General features: G+C 33.1%; 10 protein-coding genes. 1 reads left to right on the forward strand and 9 read right to left on the reverse strand.

Features of this window, described 5'->3' with window-relative positions; translation table 11 throughout:
- Window position 1: 1 nt before the first annotated feature.
- Genes leuD through Q0787_RS11890 form a run of 3 tightly spaced genes read right to left on the reverse strand, consistent with a single transcriptional unit; the run spans window position 2 to window position 3,152 of the window.
- Complete coding sequence (leuD, locus tag Q0787_RS11880) at window positions 2-592, reverse strand: 3-isopropylmalate dehydratase small subunit (protein ID WP_298902920.1); 591 nt, start codon at window positions 590-592, stop codon at window positions 2-4.
- Window positions 592-1,977 (reverse strand): 3-isopropylmalate dehydratase large subunit, encoded by a 1,386-nt coding sequence (gene leuC, locus Q0787_RS11885; RefSeq protein ID WP_298902923.1) that lies wholly within the window; start codon window positions 1,975-1,977, stop codon window positions 592-594. The genes leuD and leuC overlap by 1 nt, the downstream gene beginning before the upstream one ends.
- On the reverse strand, window positions 1,977-3,152 hold the full coding sequence (locus tag Q0787_RS11890) for a 2-isopropylmalate synthase (RefSeq protein WP_298902925.1): 1,176 nt from the start codon (window positions 3,150-3,152) through the stop codon (window positions 1,977-1,979). Before Q0787_RS11890 ends, leuC begins: the two co-directional genes overlap by 1 nt.
- A gap of 144 nt (window positions 3,153-3,296) precedes the next feature.
- On the opposite strand from Q0787_RS11890, the gene Q0787_RS11895 reads away from it, so the two are divergent.
- Complete coding sequence (locus tag Q0787_RS11895; protein ID WP_298902926.1) at window positions 3,297-4,838, forward strand: hypothetical protein; 1,542 nt, start codon at window positions 3,297-3,299, stop codon at window positions 4,836-4,838.
- 481 nt (window positions 4,839-5,319) lie between these two features.
- Here Q0787_RS11895 and Q0787_RS11900 read toward each other — a convergent pair whose 3' ends face one another.
- The 6 genes from Q0787_RS11900 to Q0787_RS11925 form a co-directional block, all read right to left on the reverse strand.
- Complete coding sequence (locus Q0787_RS11900; protein WP_298902927.1) at window positions 5,320-6,159, reverse strand: T9SS type A sorting domain-containing protein; 840 nt, start codon at window positions 6,157-6,159, stop codon at window positions 5,320-5,322.
- Window positions 6,160-6,209: 50 nt separating this feature from the next.
- Window positions 6,210-14,723 carry a BspA family leucine-rich repeat surface protein gene (locus tag Q0787_RS11905; RefSeq protein WP_298902929.1) on the reverse strand — a complete coding sequence of 2,838 codons (8,514 nt, stop codon included), beginning with the start codon at window positions 14,721-14,723 and terminating at the stop codon, window positions 6,210-6,212.
- Between the two features lie 164 nt (window positions 14,724-14,887).
- On the reverse strand, window positions 14,888-15,205 hold the full coding sequence (locus Q0787_RS11910) for a hypothetical protein (RefSeq protein WP_298902930.1): 318 nt from the start codon (window positions 15,203-15,205) through the stop codon (window positions 14,888-14,890).
- 84 nt (window positions 15,206-15,289) lie between these two features.
- Window positions 15,290-15,937, reverse strand: a complete 648-nt coding sequence (locus Q0787_RS11915) for a response regulator transcription factor (protein WP_298902931.1) — start codon at window positions 15,935-15,937, stop codon at window positions 15,290-15,292.
- A gap of 1 nt (window position 15,938) precedes the next feature.
- Window positions 15,939-17,780 carry a sensor histidine kinase gene (locus tag Q0787_RS11920; RefSeq protein WP_298902932.1) on the reverse strand — a complete coding sequence of 614 codons (1,842 nt, stop codon included), beginning with the start codon at window positions 17,778-17,780 and terminating at the stop codon, window positions 15,939-15,941.
- 594 nt (window positions 17,781-18,374) lie between these two features.
- A complete protein-coding gene (locus tag Q0787_RS11925; RefSeq protein ID WP_298902933.1) occupies window positions 18,375-19,271 on the reverse strand; it encodes a hypothetical protein in 897 nt (298 codons plus the stop codon).
- Window positions 19,272-19,275 lie beyond the last annotated feature (4 nt).

The following is a 19,275-nucleotide window of genomic DNA, read 5'->3' on the forward strand; positions in this document are numbered from 1 at the left end:
GTTAGTATATTTTATGAGCTTCAAAAGCTTCGATTTGTTCTTTATTATTAATTAAGTAATCGATATCATCATATCCATTTATCATACACGTTTTCTTGTAAGCGTCTATTTCGAAATTCTCAGAAATGTCTAAACCCACTATTGAAATCCTTTGGTTCTGAAGATTAATTTCGAGTTCTGTATTTGGGTTCGACTCAATTCTATTTAGCAAATTGATTAGAAACGACTCGGAAACTTGAACTGGCAATAAGCCATTGTTTAATGCATTACCTTTAAAGATATCTGCAAAGAAACTAGATACTACGACTCTAAAACCGTAACCTACAATAGCCCAAGCAGCATGTTCTCTACTCGATCCGCAACCAAAATTATCTCCTGCAACTAATATACTTCCAGAATATTTTGAATTATTTAATATAAATTCTGAGTTTTCAGAACCATCTTTATGATACCTCCAATCCCTAAATACATTATCTCCAAACCCTTTTTTATCCGTTGCTTTTAAAAAGCGAGCTGGTATAATTTGATCTGTATCAACATTCTCAATATTCAATGGAATAGCTGTTGATTTTAATGTTGTAAACTTCTCCATTAATTTAAGTGTTTCGTAATATCAATTATTTTTCCTTCGACTGCTGTAGCAGCTGCGACGAGAGGACTTGCCAAAATCGTTCTAGATCCTTGGCCTTGTCGTCCTTCAAAATTTCGGTTTGATGTAGACACACAATATTCACCTTGTGGAATTTTATCATCATTCATGGCTAAGCACGCTGAGCATCCAGGTTGGCGTAATTCAAATCCTGCTTCATCAAAAACAGTTTTTAAACCCTCTTCTATAATCTGAGCTTCAACTTGTTTACTTCCAGGCACTAACCAAGCCGTTACATTATTGGCTTTTTTCTTTCCTTTTATAAAATCTGCCGCCACTCTAAAATCTTCTATTCTAGAATTGGTACAACTTCCTATAAAGACATAATTGATTGGTTTATTAATTAGACTCTCACCAGCCTCAAAATTCATATATGCCAATGATTTTTTAAATGAAGGATTTTCATCTTTAGGAATCTTTTCTGAAATTTTAATTCCCATTCCTGGATTAGTTCCGTAAGTCACCATGGGTTCTATATCTTCAGCTTCAAAATGATATTCTTTGTCAAACTGTGCTCCATCATCTGTTGGTAAGGTCTTCCAATAGGCGACTTTTTTAGCAAAATCTTCACCCTTAGGTGCAAATTTCCGACCTTTCACATAATTAAAAGTTGTTTCATCTGGTGCAATCATTCCACCTCGTGCTCCCATTTCAATACTCATATTACAAACAGTCATACGTCCTTCCATACTCATCTCTTCAAAGACATTTCCTGCGTATTCACAGAAATATCCTGTACCAGAATTGGTTCCTAATTTTGAAATGATATAAAGAATGACATCTTTTGGCAGCACGCCTTTCTTTAATTTTCCATTAACGGTAACCCTTAAACTTTTAGGCTTAGTAAGCAATAAACACTGGCTCGCAAAAACTTGCGCCACTTGACTTGTTCCTATACCAAATGCAATAGATCCAAAAGCACCATGAGTTGAAGTATGACTGTCACCACAGACCATAGTATAACCTGGTTGCGTAACTCCTAACTCTGGAGCCATTACATGAACAATTCCATTATATTGATGTCCTAGTTCATATAAAGTGATGTTGTTTTTTTTACAATTTTCAGACAACTGTGCTAATTGATTTCTAGACAACGCATCTTCAATTGGCTGATCTTGATTTATAGTGGGCGTATTATGATCTGCAGTTGCCACAATTTGGTCTGGTCTAAAAATAGGAATTCCACGATCTTCTAATTCGTTAAAAGCTTGCGGACTTGTAACTTCATGGATTAAGTGTTTATCGATATATAATATCTGTGGGCCATTTTTTATACTACTAACCACATGAGCATCCCACACTTTATCGAATAATGTTTTTTTACTCATTATGCTGAAAGAATTTCTTGATATACTTTACTTGTTTCTATGATTTGATGGATATCATTATCATTTATTTCTTTGTTTCGATCTGCAAATTTTAAAAAGTTAGCATAGACTTCATCCAATTGTAACTTTGTTAATTCATAGCCAACATTTTTAGCTCTATAAGCTAAGGCTGCACGACCACTTCTTGCAGTTAAAATAATAGCCGAATTGGTAACACCAACATCTTTTGGGTCAATAATTTCGTAGGTTTCACGATTTTTAATCACTCCATCTTGATGAATTCCTGAACTATGTGCAAAAGCATTTGCACCAACAATTGCTTTATTAGGTTGTGTGTAAATTCCCATACTATCACTCACCAATTGGCTCATTCCATAAAGCATTGACGTATTAATGTTTGTATCTAAATTTAGGTAGGGATGTTGTTTTAGCACCATCACCACTTCTTCTAGAGCAGTATTTCCTGCTCGCTCACCAATACCGTTAATCGTACATTCAATTTGGCGCGCTCCATTTATAACGCCTTCTATTGAATTTGCTGTTGCTAATCCCAAATCATTATGACAATGGCATGATAAGATTGCCTTTTCTATACCCTTTACATTTTCTTTTAAATACTTAATCTTAGCGCCATATTCACTTGGCAAACAATAACCGGTTGTATCTGGAATATTTAAAACAGTGGCACCTGCTTTGATAGCTACTTCGCATACTTTTGCTAAATACTCGTTATCCGTTCTACCTGCATCTTCAGCATAAAATTCTACATCTTCTACAAACGATTTGGCATATTTTACAGCATCAAAAGCACGCCTTAAAATATCTTCTTGAGTCGTTTTAAACTTATGAACGATATGTGATTCAGAAGTTCCGATTCCTGTATGGATTCTTGGTTTAACTGCATATTTCAACGCTTCTGCGGCCACTTTAATATCATTTTGTACTGATCGTGTTAAGCCACAAACCGTTGCATTTTTTACAATTTTTGAAATTGCTTCAACGGATTTAAAATCACCTGGACTAGAAACAGGAAAACCTGCCTCAATAACATCTACACCAAGCCTATCTAACTGTTCGGCAATTACACTTTTCTGATCTGTATTGAGTTTGCAACCTGGAACTTGCTCTCCATCGCGAAGTGTTGTATCGAAGATTTGAATATTGTTATTTGACATTTATCAAAATATAGTTTAGTATTGTCTTACGAATTTAAGTTTTGGGTTTATTTAAATACTTAAGACTTTCTTCGTTTATACGATGTTCAAAAGCAAACTTTAACAGCAATGTTTTGATTATCAATTAAATAACTTATTATTATTTTGACAACTAAAGATCAAAAAGATTATTTATTTTCACTTGTAAAGTCTCTAACAAAGTCTGAGAAACGACAGTTTAAACTTTATGTAGGAAGGCTTGGCGTGAATTCTGATTCCAAGTTTTTGAATTTATTTAACCTATTAGACAAAACAAAAACATATAATGAGGCAGCCATTATAAAAACTGGCATTGTAAAAAAACAGCAACTTGCTAATGTAAAAGCGCATTTATACAAGCAGATTTTAATTAGTCTTAAATTAAACCCAGCACACCAAAATATACGCTCACAAATAAGAGAGCAACTGGATTTCGCTTCCATTTTATATCATAAGGGTTTATACAAACAAAGTTTAAGAATTCTTAACAAAGTCAAAGATTTGGCCATAGCTAATGAAGAAAAAAACATGGCCTTTGAAATCGTTGAACTCGAAAAAATAATAGAGTCTCAATACATTACAAGAAGTATCAGTTCTCGTGCAGATGAACTGGCAATTCAAGCACGCGATTTGAGTGCGCAAAATGTAATTACCAGTAAACTCTCTAATTTATCATTACAACTTTACAGCATTATCTTAAAAACTGGTTATGTTAAAAACGAAGATGAATATAAAATAGTGACACAGTATTTTACCGATAGGCTTCCAGAAATTACTTGGGACAAGCTAGGGTTTAGAGAGAAACTGTGGTATTACAAGGCCCATTTATGGTATAATTTTTTACGTCAAGATTTCTTAAATTGCTATAGGTATGCTGCAAAATGGGTTGACCTATTTCATCAGAATCCTAGTATGATTAACCTTAACCCTGTATTCTATTTAAAAGGAAATAACTACTTATTAGAATCTCTTTATTTCATTAATAATAAACCCAAATTTGTAAAAAAATTAGAGCATTTTAAAACAACTGTAGACAGTCCGAGATTTAATAAAGACGGAAACGTTTCTACTTTAATTTTTTTGTACACTAATTTTCATAGCATCAATCAACATTTTATTGATGGCAGTTTTGAAGAAGGACTAAAATTGATTCCAAAAATCGAAAAATCACTAGTGCTTTTTGATAGTAGAATTGACCCTCATCATAAAATGATTTTTTATTACAAGTTTGCTAGTTTACATTTTGGAGCTGGTAACAATAAGGCTTGTATTACATATTTAGATAAAATAATTTCTAACAAATCGCTCTCTATGCGTGAGGATCTTCTTTGTTTCTCTAGAGTTTTAAACCTTGTTGCTCATTATGAAGCTGGTATAGATTATCATTTAGAAACACTTTTAAGAAGCACATATAAGTTCTTAATAAAAATGAACGATCTACACGAAGTACAAAAAGAAATGATTAAGTTCATTAGAAATCTACAAGATATTTACCCTCATGATTTAAAAAATGCCTTTAAAAATTTATTAGAGCGACTCAAAATTTATGAAGACCATCCTTTTGAGCGTAGAGCTTTTTTATATTTAGACATTATTTCTTGGTTAGAAAGTAAGATTGAAAACAAGCCCGTTGCGGAAATAATTCAACATAAATATTTAGTAAAATAACTATCATAATTTTCTGAATCTAGCAAAATTGACAATGAAAACATTAACTTTAGCTAGAGACTGTTACTTCCCAATACAGAAAATGAGATTATAGATTTTATAAAAGCCTAAAAATTGAAGATACAATTTTGATGTCTCTAATTTCGCAAAACAGAACCCATAGTCTTCCCGTACTATGGGTTCTTAAAAACAACCTCCTTATTTAAAAAATAAGGAGGCCTGGCACAGTCGCTGGGTTACCCCTTTTATAATCCCAACGACTTATTTTATTATCAAAAAAAACCCACAACCTTTCAGCCATGGGTCTATCAAAACCTCTTGCCTCAAAATAAAGAGATTTTTCACTATTAAGCCTAATGCATGTTCATTGTACAGTTCTTATTTTTAGCCAAAAATTAAATAGACTATATAACCGATTAGCATGTAAAATATCATTAGGAATAATTCTAACTTATACTGTTTCAAATAAGTTTCCATTACTTTATTCCTTTACGAGCTTAATCGTAGTAATTGATCCAGTATTACTTTCAAGTTTCAATAAATACACTGCAGCTTCTAACTGACTAACATCTATACGCTCAAACGATTCTATTTGTGATAGCATACGTTTTCCATTAATATCATAAATCTCAATACCGATTAACGCATTGATGTTTCCTCTAAGGAAAACCTCATCTTGTGCTGGATTTGGGTACAAACTAACATCTAGTACCTGAGCTTCTACCTCCTCTGTTGACAAAGTATCAAAACTATATGATTTTGTACCACTTATAATATTAAACTCATTGGTAAAGTTTACCATCGAATCATCTGTAATATCAACCTGCATAAAAGCATCCAAAGATCCATTAATCGCTGGATGACTTGCCAAGTTGGAATCATTTTCTAATAACCTAATTTCTCCTGAAGTCGGTGTTCCGTTTACGGTAATACTCACCAAAGGAATCACTTCGCCACTTCCATGAGCGCTTAATGTTCCCCCTGAAGTATCAGTTGTAATTAAAAACAAGTCTTTATCTGCCATACTTGGGTCAAGTCCTGCTACATTTGCCCCTGGTATAGGAGTTATTGTTTCACTTGTTCCTGCTGGAAATACTTGATCTATGGTTATAGTAACACCATCAGGCAAAACTAATACAAAGCCATAAGACTGAGTAATTGGTGCAAAACCTCCTGAATCAAATTGTGATACTGCAGCTACTGTAAAACTATAATCACTGTTCTGTATCAACGTAAAATCATAATTTTGTGATATACTTTTTGTCGACAGCATACTCATTACTAGTATAACTACCATTTTTAAAGGGGTAATTGTTTTCATTTTTAAATAATTTAAAGTGTTATTATATATCAATTGAATGTTCATTGGACCTAGTATTTATTATTCTCAAATTCATTTCTGCGCTGCATGTATCTTGCCATACTACCTGATGGTAACTGGGCATTGATAGGCCAAGTGCTTAAGCCTAAGAAATTACCAGGGTAGCTAATTACATTTTGGAGTATAAATGGGAGTTCGGAATTACCTCCTGCATATTGAATAATACCATCCATATTGACATCTCTATTGGAATATCCGCTTGATTGATGCGTAGGTAAACCTAAAAAGTTAGTACCATCATTAAGCACATAAGATAAAATGCTTGGATTGTCTGGAAAACCTCCTGAATACTGGACAATACCATCACCATTGGCATCACCAGCCCACATACCAACAATACCTGTAGGCATACCAAATGTAGTCTGGGCATTGCTGCCATAAGTTGCTACACTACCATCTGTAAAATCTACTATTGTTGATGTACTACTTAAAGCAATAGCACTACTACTCATAATCCCCAGATGATTACGATGTTTGATTGTTATATAATAATCATCTTCTGGTTGTTCAAAGACCAATGCTGAAATACCATCTACATCTACCATATCACCATCACGTTGTAATAAGGCGGATTGGCTATCAACAACTATTGTATTGTCATTTTTATCTCTTAATTCTACCCATATCCAATCTACGATATCATTATCAATAACACCAGAACCAGAAGTTCCACCTGTATTAAATACCGAAGCTTCACAAATTGAGTTATCTGCATACGGACTTGTGGTAGGTATTAATCCAGCAACGCGTAAATCATCACGCATTAAGTGTTCTTCTCCTGCATTTGGATTTAAACTTGTACCTTGTAAATAGACTTTTGGGGAAAGTTTAATAGGTTCTTCTACAGTAACATTAGACAAACAACTAGAAGAATTACCATTATCTTCATATGCAAATACATTAATTGGAATTGTAGTACCAACATCAGAGGAATCTACTATTAATAAAGGTTTATTTATATAAATCATTTCGGAACTAAAAGTTAGCGTTCCATCAAGAAAACTATTTGAAACTGTATTAGCAGCAGTTAAATAATATGTTTTATCACTCTCTAAAGTAAATGTATTTGAACCTGATCCGTTAGAAACAGTTCCATCCTGATTAAAAATAGCAATACCTAAATAACCAGGACGCGTATCAAAATTACCTCCATTTTCATTAAACTCTCCTTCCCAAATAATAACAAATGATTGACCAAATTCTGATATTATATTGAATGTATAGTCTCCTGTAGTAGGTGGTTTTAACTCAAACAACTCGTAAAAGTAAGATGAGCCAGCAGTAAGAGCGTCACTTGGGTTTTCATCATCAATATTAACAGGAATTTCTAAACCTGTACCAAAAGCAAGGGTAGGTGTTGATAAATCACTAGTAGCACTTGCAAGTTCAGCAGGTGTTAAATCATATGTACCATCAGCAGATAAGGTAACTGTTGGCGATTCACATGTTATTACAATTGTATTACAAAGACTATCACCATTAATTGTCCAACCATGGTCATCTATAAGTGTTTGTCTATCATTTTCTGATAAACAGTATATTAAACCATATGCGCCCAAAGTAGCACCTGATGGGATATCATCAATTCCATCATCTATTAAAGGACTAGTATCGTCTGCCCAACCTATTAACAAGGCATCATAGTTTTCGGTAGAGAGTGCTACATTGTTTAGCATACCTGCAGCATTCACTAAACTTGTGATATCCCAATCTCCTAGATTTTGATCAAAAGAAGTTGCGCTATCAAACATAAAAGCCATAGCATTAACATTAGATACATCCCAATTATTTAAGGGTTGATTAAAGTCTGTACAACGAGAAAACATTCCTGCCATTTCTGTTACACTGCTAACATTCCACCCAGAAATATCACTATTAAATTTTACAGCATCTATAAACATAATACTCATATTTGTAACATTAGATACATCCCAGTTATTGAACGAATCATTTCCTACTAGCGATGCACATGAATTAAACATGTTTTGTAAGTTGGTTACATTAGACAAATCTGGCGTGTCAGAAGCGGTTACATTTAAATTGCCACAACCTGTAAAAGCATTTAGCATAGTAGACCATTGTATATCTCCCCATTGGGTAACTTCTTTTATTTTGGCTTTATTTGCTTGTGAAGAACTACTAAAATCTATTCTTGGAAAATTGCCAAAAACCTTTACTTCATATTCATTTGCAGAGGCAAACGTATGAGATGTATCGCCAGTTATGCCTTGGTCAATAGTACCATCTCCCCAATCTACTGTATAATTATATCCACCACCTGTGGTAGGAATGGTTATACTTTCTCCAGCTTCTACGTTCCATTTGGTAATAAAAGGTTCAAAACCACAGAGTGGTTCTTGGTTACCATCGTTAATAGTCCAACCATAGGTGTTCTCTAATTCGATTCTTGCAGCTTCTCCATCACAGTATTGACTACCACCACCATTGAATTCTAAACCTGTTGGTATTGGTCCTTCTCCTGCGTCTTGAGTTGCCCATCCTATTAATAAAGCATCATAGTTTTCTGTAGAGAGTGTTACACCAGCAAACATATTATTTATAATATCTAAACTTGTAATATCCCAATCGCCTAGATTTTGATCAAAAGAAGTAGCGCCAAAAAACATATAACTCATATAGGTTACATTAGATACATCCCAAGAATTAATATCTTGATTAAATGATTCTGCTTCATAAAACATTACACTCATATGGGTTACATTAGATACATCCCAAGAACTAATATCTTGATTAAATGATGTTGCTCCTAAAAACACTCCATCCATATAGGTTACATTAGACACATCCCATGAATTGATATCAGTATTAAATAATTCGGCTTCATTAAACATATAAGACATGTTATCAACATTAGATAAATCTGGTGCATCTGTTGCGTTTACTGTTAAGTTTTTACATTTAGAAAAAGCATAATGCATAGAAGACCACTGTATATTTCCCCATTGGTTCACCTCAAGTATTTTTTCTGGACCAGATGGATCGAGAAAAGCCTCAAAATAAATTCTAGGAAAATCACCATAAATTTTCACTTCGTAAACACCTGGTGTAGCATACTCATGAAAGGCGTTACCGGTTAAGCCTTCGTCTAAAGTACCGTCTCCCCAAAGAACCGTATAATTATAAACTTCTCCAGGAAATGTTGGTATTATAATTGAAGAAGAGTTAGATGTCCCAGAAACATCTGTATTCCAAGTTGTTATAAAGGGTTCAGGATTAACACATGTTGGGTCTTGTTGACCATCATCAATAGACCAACTAAAATTTGTTATTAAACGAGCCCTTTCAATTTCTCCATTACAATAACGACTATTTCCTGCATTGAAATTAACGTTACTTGGTATTGGGCCTTCTCCTGCTTCTTGAGTAGACCAACCTATTAACAAAGCATCGTAATTTTCTGTTGAAAGTGTTACACCTCCAAACATACTAGAAGCATTATCTAAACTTGTGATATCCCAATTATCTATATTTTGGTTAAAAGAGATTGCATTATTAAACATGTTTATCATATTAGAGACATTTGAGACATCCCAATTGTTAAACGAATCATTTCCTACTAGAAATGTACATGAATTAAACATGCCTTGTAAGCTGGTTACATTAGACAAATCTGGCGTGTCAGAAGCGGTTACACTTAAATTATTACACTCTGTAAAAGCATTTAGCATAGTAGACCACTGTATATCTCCCCATTGGGTAACTTTTCTTATTTTACTTTTATTTGCTCCAGTAGAACTACTGAAATCTATTCTTGGAAAATCGCCATAAATTTTAATTACGTATGTACCTGGTATGTCATACTGATGAGAAGCATCACCCGTTTGATCATATTCTACAGTAGCATCTGCTAAATCGCTACCATCACCCCAATCTATTACATAATCATATCCGCTACCAGTTGTTGGTATTTCTATAGTTGGAAAATCACCTGTAAGTTGCCATTCGGTAATAAAAGGCCTTCCTAAACCACAAAAGTCATCTGGACCATCACCAAAAATGTTCCAAAAATGATTAAACAATAAATTTAATCTAGCATTTTCACCATTACAATATGTATAGCCATTGGCAATGAATGAAACGCTATTTGGTATTGAACCTTCTCCTGCTTCTTGTGTTGACCAACCAATTAAGAGCGCATCATAATTATCATAAGAGAGTGCTGTATCTGTAAACATATTATTGGCGGTAACTAAACTTGTAATATCCCAATTACCAACGTTTTGATCGAGATTAGTTGCTGATTCAAACATATTATTCATGTTTGAAACATTAGACATATCCCAATTATTAAACATATCATTTTCTGTTAAAGAAGTACAATCTTTAAACATAGATGACGTATTTGTAACATTAGATAAATTTGGTATGTCAGTAGCTGTAACTTTTAAATTACTACATTCTAAAAAAGCACCTTCCATTGAAGACCACTCTATAGCGCCCCATTGTTTAACTTCTCTTATTTTAGCTCTATTTGTAGATGTTGAGCTTCCAAAATGAATTCTTGGGAAATCTCCATATATTTTCACATCATATTGTCCAGTAGAAGTATACTCATGAGAAACATTACCTGTTTGATTATAACTAAAAGCACCGTCACCCCAATCTACTTGATAATTATAGCCATTTCCATTTGTAGGTATTTCTATAATTCTATTACCATTTGCATTCCATTCGGTAATAAATAATTCTTCTTCAGTAACACCACAAAATGGATCTCGGCCACCATCGCTAATAGCCCAACCGTATGTGCTCATTAATTCGGTTCTTGCAGCTTCCCCATTACAATAGAGACTCTGAGGTGCATCAAAAGCTGAACCTGTAGGTATCTGCGTTTCTCCTGCATCTAAATTTGCCCAACCTATTAATAAATTATCATAATTAGTAGTTGATAAGCTAGTATTACTAAACATTGCAAAAGCATTATTTAATGAGCTGATATCCCAAGCTCCAAGATTCTGATTAAATGATGATGCACTAGCAAACATACCATTAGCATTAACTAAATTTGATGTATTCCAAGTAGTAACATCTCCATTAAACGCATATGCATCTAAAAACATTCCAGTCATGTTAATTACATTAGATACATTCCAGTTATTAAGAGGTTGATTAAATTCTGTGGCGGATAAAAACATTCCTTCCATAGTAGTTACATTAGATACGTTCCAGCCATTTAAAGGTTGATTAAATATTGTGGCAGAAAAAACCCCTTCCATATCAGTCACATTAGATACATCCCAGTTACTTATATTTTGATTGAATATACTTGCCCTAGCGAACATATGATTCATATTTGTAACGTTAGACAAGTTTGGTGGCGTGACTGGCAAAGATTCTAGGTTACTACACCCATTAAATGCCTCTAACATGGTTTCCCAAACATTATCTCCCCAACTTACTACACTTTTTAATATTGGAGCATTTGCATCATTTAGATCTACATCTGAGAATCTGAAATAGGAAATATTTCCATATACTTTTATAGTATACTCTTCTGCAAGAGCGTAATTATGGTTAGTATATCCTGTATGTCCTGTTGTAGATGTTCCATCTCCCCAATCTACAGTATATGTTTCACCCGTATATGGCATAAATGGCAACTGAAAATCCTGGTTTGCTGTAGGTGATATAATTAATTCTATTGGGCAACTAATATTAGATACAGATACTGATGCCGTACAAGTATCTGTATTACCACCTCCATCAATAGCAGTAATTGTAACATCATCAATATTTACAGTGCTACAATTAATAAACATTGGTAAAGACGAACTTATGCTTGTGTCTACAGACATTGTTCCTGTTAAATTCTCAAAAGTTGTACTTGTACTTGATGCTGCATATATGTGCATATAGTATTTTACACCTGCACTTAAGGTCGTGGTTGTATTTCCACTTACAACTTGACCTGTAGCAATATCAATTGTTGTATCGGCTATAAGACCATCTCCATTTTCTGTAGGCGGAATATCCCATATACTATATCTAAATTGAGGCACAAACGTCCCTACACCTCCATCGTTTTTGGTAAGGTTAAAATCAAACGTATACGCTCCATTAGATGGTACCATGAAGATTGAAGATTGATGGTATAAGTTTGAATGTACAGGACTTGTGTTGTCTATATTAACGTAAAATTGATCATACTCTACTAAAAAATCTAATTGACTAGAATTATCGGTAGAGCCATTGTCAAAATCTGAAGGTAAAATGATATATCCAATATCTGTTGTTGGGAGTTGTGGAAGAGTAACATCTTGACAACTAATTGTTGGTCCTTCTGTATCTTCTACAGTTATAGTAAATGTACATTCATTTGTATTTCCAGCAGCATCTGTAACTGTAAAGGTTTGGATGGTCTCACCAGTTGGGAACAATTCTCCACTACCCAATCCACTGGTTTGAGAGATTTGTAAATCTTCTGTTGCTGTACAATTATCAGTAGCATTAAGCGTAAAATTAACAATAGCACCTGTACTGTTTGGATCTATATCAACAGTAATATCTGTAGGGCAATCTATAAATTCTGGCGCTACTGTCTCGGTAACATTTATACTTGGTATACAACTAGTATTTTGCCCATTATCTTCATATGCATACACACTATTAGTTGGTATAATAGTTCCGGCATCAGAACAATCTAAATCTAAGGTAATTGAAGAAGGCCCATTTACATAAATTAATTCTGAGCTAAAAGCTAGTGTTCCTGTAAAAAATAGATCTTCTCCATCTTCTACCACAGACATGTAATAGGTCTTATCTTGCTGTAAGCTAAAGGTATTGTTGTTACTTCCTTGAGCTAGCGATCCATTTGCATTAAAACTCGCAAACCCCACATAACCTGGTCTTAAAGCAAAATCTCCTGTGTTTGGATTAAAACTATCTTCCCAAATAAATAAATTACTCGAATTATTACCAGACAAAGTAAACGTATAACTTCCTGTAGTTGGCGGTATTAACTCAAATAACTGATAATGAAAACCTGTTGGTGAATTAAGAATTTGATCTGTAGGGCTATTATTATCTAATACAACCGGAACTTCTGTTCCTGTACCAAAAGCAAGATTAGCAGTTGCTGATAAATCGTTGGTAGCATTTGCAAGTTCATTTAGTGTAAACTCATATACGCTTATATTTTCATCGACTATAACAGAAGGTGATTGACAAGTAATTACAGGTGGGTTGTCAATAACTACATTATAACTACAAATACTACTTTCATTTCCGCTAGTATCTACGATACGATATTGTACTGTAAAATCTGAAGTAGGCACTGTACCAAAAGCAGGACCAGCATCTACTCGTTCTATAACCAATTGACTGTTAGCATCATAATTATCACTACTACCAGTAAGACTAGGTTCTTGTAATGTTTCGCCTTCTAGTAACACAACATCTGTAGTTGGACATCCGCCAAGTACAGGTGCTTCTGTATCATTTACAATGACATTGAAGGTACACGATTGTTCTTCTCCGTAATTATTAGTGTACGTATAAGTAACTTGTCTTGGTTGACCTATAAAATATGTAAAACCAAAACCAGTGGGACTATATGCGTCTGTGAATGTATCACTAGGGCAAGGCGCATTATCATTAATGGTTATGTTACTCCCATCAAAGTCTGCCGGAAGAATAGTGGTAAAACTTTGACCAGGATCGTTACCAACAATATAATCGCTACATTGTAGGTCTGCATAGTTACCGCTAATAACTGTTATTGTTGCAGTACAACTATCAGTAAGACCGTTAGAACTAATGCTTAAATCAATAAAATTATTACTTCCAAGGTTAGAACAATCAAAATTAATATTTCCGTTATAGATTATAAAGCCACCTTGAGTAGTAGAACCATTGTTAACATCAGATGCATTTATACTTGCCTCACCATTAGCATCTAATATTACTGTAAGGTCTCTACAACGAGCTATTGGAGGTTCATCTTTATAATGTATATGAAACTTCAAATCTCTGGGTATCCAAGCATTTGGCACTCTAAAATCAGAAAAAATAAACATATTTCCTTGTGCATATGGGTTACTATCATCATGTTTTATATCTATATGACTATTAGGACTATCTTTTATGATTCTAATTCCATACTCTGTCCCGGATTCTACTTCTGAAGGATTATCAAATAAAACATATTGTTCTACTCCTTGATTAGAAGCAGAATGGGTGCTGATGTTTCTTGTTCCGGTTGCCAATAACTCAGGATTATTACTAAAAGGGTTTTTGTACATCTCTACTGTTACATCATTTTGTCCTTGTAGAACTTCATGAGTCCAAAAGGAAAATGCTTCAATTTCTCCATCACAAGTTGCTATAAATGAATTTCCCATTATATCGATGACCTCATCACGATCATTGGCACCTGACTGTACAATATCATGTACCGGACCACATTGTGCTTTAACATTTTGTGGGCTAAAAAAAGAAATGAGAATGAATAAGGCCGATGTAATTAAAGGGGTTTTTGCTTTCATGATTATTTTATTTAAATCATGTGCAAGTTAGATTGGGTATTAGCTTTATAAAATACGAGACGGCTCGTAAATATTACGTACCAGTACGTATGGGTAAAAACTGTTTATTGCTAATTATGTATACTCAATCACTGGAATAAACAAAGTTTTCAATTAGACATATCTTAGGAAATGGTATAATTTTGAGATAATGTAAATTCTATTTTATGAAAGTCTTGTTTGTTATTTTTCAGTATCAAAAGTTTAGACTTTATACCTTTAAAAATCAATGCGTTTTGAATGTCTTCTGCGCTTAAATTGGGTAGATCTTCTTCAACTATTATAAGCTCACTATAGTTTTGAATGATGTATGCTAACGCCTTAAAACCGTCATCAAATACTTGAACATTTTTTAGATGTTTTTTTAGAATCCCATTTTTTAATTTATTCGTATATTTTTTATTGCTATGCGCTAGTACAATTTGCATATTCTTATCTATCATAATTGGAAAGAACTGCAATATAATATGAGGATGGCTCTTTTGGTATAAGTGCTAACACGTAATTATTACGTATTACTACTTATATTATTGGGATAGAATAATACTTCTATTCACTAAAGCCCAGTTTGTTAGTGTATTATTTTCCTTTTTAAGATTTAATTTGTCTATAATATTACTGCGATGTTTTTCAATAGTTCTGATAGATAGTGATAAAGAGTCTGCTATATCTTGATTAGAAATCTCTTGAGCTATAAGTTTTAATATTTTTGACTCTGAAAGGGTTAATAATTTTAAACGCTTGAGTTCTTCGGTTGCCAAATTAATGGGTTGCTCATCAATAGATTTACTGAAATATATATGACCATTTAAGACTTCATTTATACAGTGTTCGATTTCAAAAAATGTATCTTCTTTAAGCAAATACCCATCAATTTGAAATGTTTTGGCTTGAACAATATAGTAAGACTCTTTGTGAAATGACAAAATAATAAATTTTGTTTTAGCCCCTTTTTCTCGTGCCATTTTTATGACTTCAAAACCAGTAAGTATGGGCATATCAATATCCAAAAATGCTATTTGAGGTTGCAGTTTTAGAATAACTTCTAAGGCTTGAATTCCATTACTAGCCTGACCAATAATATTATAGCCATTTGATAGTAGCTCATCATTCAAACCTTTTAAAAGCATTGGATGGTCATCTGCAGTTACTATAGTAATCTCGTTTTTATTCATCTTAAATTGGAATGGTTAATGTCATTTCTGTTCCTTTTCCTTTGTTGCTATTAAAATTCATTTGCCCTCCTATCATTTTTGCACGTTCAAATAAGGTTTTTAACCCTAAAGCCATACTTTTATATTTAGACTCAAAATCAAAACCTTTACCATTATCACTTATAACAACAATTAAACTTTCAGCAGTATTATCAACTTTCATTTTAACGGCTTTCGCTTCTGAATGCTTTACAACATTACTTAACGTTTCTTGAATAATCCGGTAAAGATGTAATTCGGATTCTTTGGAAAGTACATCATCAATATTATCTATCTCATCAGTAAAAAACAAATCTGTATTTACATTAATACTATACACTAATGCATTAATAGATTCTGTTAAGCCCAAGCGTTCAAGGTTGGAAGGATGTAAGCCTCTTGAAATACTCCGTATTTCTTCTAATGTAGAACTCGCTAAATTTTCGGCATCTATACTGCCAAGAGTTTTTGTGGTCTTAGATAGCAACATGAGCTTTTGACCAACACTATCATGTAATTCACGAGCCAGTCTAGAGCGTTCTTTTTCTTGAGTCTTAATAAGGTTATGTGAATATTCCTCCTGCATCTGATTTTTGAGTTCATTGTGCTTTCGCATCTTTTTAAAATGAAAGTATCCAAAAATGATAATTGCAATTAAAACCCCTATTACGATAGACCAATAAATCCTTGCCGATTTTCTTTTTAAATCTAATGCCAGGTTTTCTTTTTCAATAGCACTTATAGCTTTCTCTTGCTTAAGCGTATTCTTTGCGTTTTGAAGACCTATTTTCCGAAGTAAAAAAGCATCTTCAAGTAATTGTGCTGATCTGTTAGAATTTAAACTGTCCTGAAGTTTAAAATGAGTTTTTACTAAAGTACTAGCTATATCAAATTGACGTGTAGCATATGCATATCGTTGCTGTATCTTAAGTAATAATAATTTTGATTTGAAATATTCCTCAGGGGTTTCCTTATAATTTGTTAAGTTATTAAAATGGTTTTCAATTTCTGACAGTAAGCTTCTTGCTTTTGTATAATTTCCTAATAATATTTCTACATCAGCATATTGCAAACCCGCTCGAAGCCATCGTTCTCTCCATTGATAGCCTTTTCTAAGTTTTGAAAAATACTCATAATTCTTTTTAAAAAGCGTTCCAGCTTCTGCGTATTTGCCTTGCTCCATATATACCAGAGCTATATTATCTTTGATGCTAGAATCTAAGGTAAGTGTTCCATTAAATACTGAATCTGGATACCCATCTCGCTTATTAAAATAATATAATGCCGAATCATATTTTTTAAGGTTGAGGTAATAGTGATAACCTAAATCATTATAACTACCTAATCCTGAAAAGTTTGTAGGTTTTATCTTATTTATTTTAATAACTTCTTTAAACGCCCAGGTTACGCTATCGTGCTTCTTTAGCTCTAAATAATTATTTGCCAATTGATTATAGAAAAACCTAACATCTATATAATCAGGCACTTGTCTTCCTAGTTCAATTCCTTTCTTACATAGATAATTTGATTCATCGAATAACCTCGATTTACTCAGCCTTAAAGAGAAATCATCATAAAATTTAAGTTTTAGTGTGTCTTCTACCTTATCTAACAACTCCAATCCTCTATAGTAGCGTATAAAAGTATCTTCTAAAGTATAAATATCTTCTTTTTCAGAAGAATGGATATCTCTATAGTTATAAATAACATTTGTACTAAAAAAGGTATTAACATCTTCATAATCATCAAGTAAAGTCGTTTGCCCATATCCTAAATGCACAGATAAAAACGCTAAAATCAAAACAAAACTTATAGGTGATTTCATTGTATTATTAAATTAAAGTGAGGCCGTCTTCCATGCTTTTGAAGATACAAAATGATAACTGTTTTTATTTTTTGTTAAAATAATATCATTAATCATTGAGAGTGCTTTTTCAAAATTACTATGAGATTGTATAGGATCAATTCATAATTCTCTAATCTCTTATGTTTACAGTATTTAAACATCAAGGCCATCGTTTTTAGCGCTCAACCTATTAACAAATTTACAATAAAACACAAAAACATATTATACGTATCAGTACGTGTTTTATACGTAGCGGTACGTATACATATAAACCCCTAAAAACAAAGAATTTACCATCAAGACAATTTGACAATTAACGATAGAATTTTATAAAGTTTACGTCAGTTACTTTCCGATAGATAAAGTAAAGCTACATTGCCTATAAAATATTAAAGATTGAAGATACAATTTTGAACAAAAATTATATAAATAATTGAATACTAATCAAGGTAATACATGCTCATAACTAGGCCCTCCGTCAACGCTCATAACAAAAGCATCCTTCTTTTTGAACACTTTAATCCTTGCTCCTATCCCTTGCGTATATGTTCCAATTAGTTCTTGGCCTTCCTCTTAATTGCCTTTGTTTTTTAGTGAATTAATAATTTCAGCGCTTACCCAGTAAATATCTTGATTACTTGTATAAAATAAATATTTGCCATCTTTAGATACAAAAGGACAGAGTTCATGGCCTTTTGTATTTATTTTCTCTCCCATGTTAATGGATTTGGTCCATGTTCCATCATTATTTTTGAAACTAATATAAAGATCGCCTCTTCCTAGTCCTACAGGGCGATTGGCACAAAAAATAATATAGGATTCATTTGGATCAACAAAAACATCTGCTTCATAGTTATTTGTATTAATAGAATCGCTTAAGGCTACTGGTTTTTGAAATTCTCCATCAATAAATTTTGAAGCGTAAATATCAAAGTTAGATCCATTTTTGTTTGAAGAAAAATACATAGTTCCATCATTGGTAAAAGAAATATAATATTCATCTCCTTCGGTATTAATATTTGGTCCTGCATTGATAGGATCTGACCATTTATCATCCATTTTCTCTACATACCATATATCATAATCTTTTGAATCTCCAAGACCATCTAAAGTTCTCTGGGAGATAAAGTATAATCGATTCTCATCAGGAGAAAGAAAGGGGTCATTATAACCATATCGCTCATGTTTAAGAATAGTTTTTGGAGTACTCCAACTATCTCCAACGAGCTTTGAAAATCGAATCTCTTCTTTCCCTTTAACATTTACTCCATAAAAAAACTCTGTTGCATCCTTATTAAAAACCGATCCAAACTCATATACTCCCTTTTTAGAGATAAGATCAGGGGCAAATATCTTTGGTTTTATAGATGGCGGCTTTTGCTTAAGATATTTAAGATGGTCACCTATTTCCTGAGAATAGCTTATCATAGGAATTAATAAACACAAAAAATAATTAATTGTTAAACGCATATAC

The organism is uncultured Psychroserpens sp., from assembly GCF_947492715.1.
Taxonomy (GTDB): Bacteria; Bacteroidota; Bacteroidia; order Flavobacteriales; family Flavobacteriaceae; genus Psychroserpens.